Source organism: Microcystis sp. M53598_WE2 (genome assembly GCF_030067735.1).
In the GTDB taxonomy this organism is placed as follows: Bacteria; Cyanobacteriota; Cyanobacteriia; order Cyanobacteriales; family Microcystaceae; genus Microcystis; species Microcystis aeruginosa.
Window position 1 is genome coordinate 1 of record NZ_JASJFE010000560.1, and the last position, 2,048, is coordinate 2,048.

A 2,048-nucleotide genomic window follows, 5' to 3' on the forward strand; every position below is an offset into this window, starting at 1 on the left:
CTCCCTGCAATACCTCAACCTCAACAGTAACCAAATCAGGGAGATTCCAGAAGCGCTCGCTCGACTCACCTCCCTGCAATCCCTCAACCTCAACAGTAACCAAATCAGGGAGATTCCAGAAGCGCTCGCTCGACTCACCTCCCTGCAATCCCTCGACCTCATTAGTAACCAAATCAGGGAGATTCCAGAAGCGCTCGCTCGACTTACCTCCCTGTGGGTCCTCTTTTAGTTTGCTCTGGACGGGTAAAATCAATGAAACGACCTTCAATCAGTTTTTAGAGGGTTTTTGGCGATCTATCACGATTTTTAAAGGACAAGAACCAGAAACCAACAACGATGACACCCCCCAAGAAACCCCCCATCGGAGCAGTAAAGATTTGCTTACCACAGAAAAGTAACTTAGGCGAAAAAGTTTACAAATATTTAATATTATCTCTCTTTTTGTCAAATAAGGACATGAAATTCCTTATTTGTTGAATCTAGTCGATGGTGAAATTAGAAGAATGTTCAAACGCCACAAACTCTTAAGTGATATTGCACTCAAAATGAATCAAACATCTGACTCTATTTATCAAGAAGAATGGGATGAACGCGCATTTCGTCCACAGCAAGTGTAGAATTATGTTATTCTAAATGCTTAATTGGTTGGTGAGTTAATTTTTTTAACTTCTCAGCCACTTCAACCCGATGACAACGATGATAAGTTCATAATTACCTCCTGTTCCTCTGTACTTGAATTATCCCTCAACTCTAAATTCTTGCACCAGAGCGTTTAAATCGAACCTCAAGAATTAAGAGGTCTTTGACATCGCTTGAGAACAAAAAAGAAAGGTTGGGGAGAGTTTTTAAAATCCATAATTCCCAGCACGGTATTATCATCTACTTTCCGAAAAGAGTCATTGATGGGCAAATAATCATAAATCATCGTGGCGCTGACTTTGCCCCGATATTCCATCATTCGCAGTCTAGCCTGACTTGTCTCTGTTTTCAGCAAGGAGTTGGTCAGCATCAGTAAAGGTTTCAGAGAATTATTTTTGAGTATCGGCAGCTTCAAAATCCAGTTCATGGCCGTGGGATTGGGTGCCACCTTAAAAATTTTTCCCTGACCATCTAAAAATAACAGGGGGTGGACATTCTCAGTATCGACAAATTCTTTACCATACCAATTAGATGCTTCTAATAAACCATCCATTGGGTGATTTGTCTGAAGTCCAGAACCTTGCCAACGACCGAGCATAAAGTCTAAACTCACGGGTTCGAGAGCGTCAAATAATTCTAACGCTCTTTCGGTCGTCGTTTGACCAGCTTTAAGAATCGACTGGCAGCTTTCTAATTCTAATGTTTCCATTGTCTCGCTCTCCTTGTGTCCTGACAATGATATTATAGCTTCTCAGCCAGAGGGTGGGGGATTGCCCCTCGGCTAAAATCACCAAACATCCCACATATCTTCACTCAATGGGTCATCGTATCACTCTAGGGTTTCCAGCCATTCACTCATTTCTTCCTTGATGGTTTCTTTAAGTTCTCGCAAATCATCTTTATCTATTAGGCCTTTTTCCAGTAAGAAAGTGTAGAACTTTTTCAGACTACCTGCGTTAGCCTTGAGGCTTGATTGACTGGCCCACAGGGCCTTTTTGATAAACCAATAACCCAAAAAGTCACCGACCATATCTACCCCGTCCTTAGCTTCTACTGCATCCTCATAGAGTAAATATTCATTGATATAAAAATCTATATTTGAAATATGATTATTAATGGTTTTTTCCGACAAACCTGATGATTCTAGCCAACTCTCGAAATCCTTTAGTAATTCATGATTGACTTTTCTTATCTTTTGACAGTCAGCCTCGTATTTCTGGGAATCATCCATCTCAAATTTCTCTCCTCCAAATCGCTGCTCGATGGTCAATAGGGTAATGAATCAAGTGTTTTTTTCCAAGGGGAGCATCTCACCTTTGCAATGAGCATAAATACTTAGTGGAAAAATAGGCTTTTCGAGGGTAATTCTTGTTTTAATTCTCCATGTACGCAGTCTTTAAAAGCCTCTA

3 protein-coding genes are annotated in these 2,048 nt (G+C 40.7%); 1 reads left to right on the forward strand and 2 read right to left on the reverse strand.

Features of this window, described 5'->3' with window-relative positions; all coding sequences use genetic code 11:
- Nucleotides 1-229: leucine-rich repeat domain-containing protein (locus PX636_RS11415; RefSeq protein ID WP_288117252.1), on the forward strand; the 229-nt coding region annotated here is incomplete at its 5' end.
- Nucleotides 230-784: 555 nt separating this feature from the next.
- Here PX636_RS11415 and PX636_RS11420 read toward each other — a convergent pair.
- Nucleotides 785-1,348, reverse strand: coding sequence for a DUF4334 domain-containing protein (locus PX636_RS11420; protein ID WP_288117254.1), 564 nt, complete (start codon nucleotides 1,346-1,348; stop codon nucleotides 785-787).
- 120 nt (nucleotides 1,349-1,468) lie between these two features.
- Nucleotides 1,469-1,870, reverse strand: coding sequence for a phage integrase SAM-like domain-containing protein (locus PX636_RS11425; RefSeq protein WP_002740193.1), 402 nt, complete (start codon nucleotides 1,868-1,870; stop codon nucleotides 1,469-1,471).
- Nucleotides 1,871-2,048 lie beyond the last annotated feature (178 nt).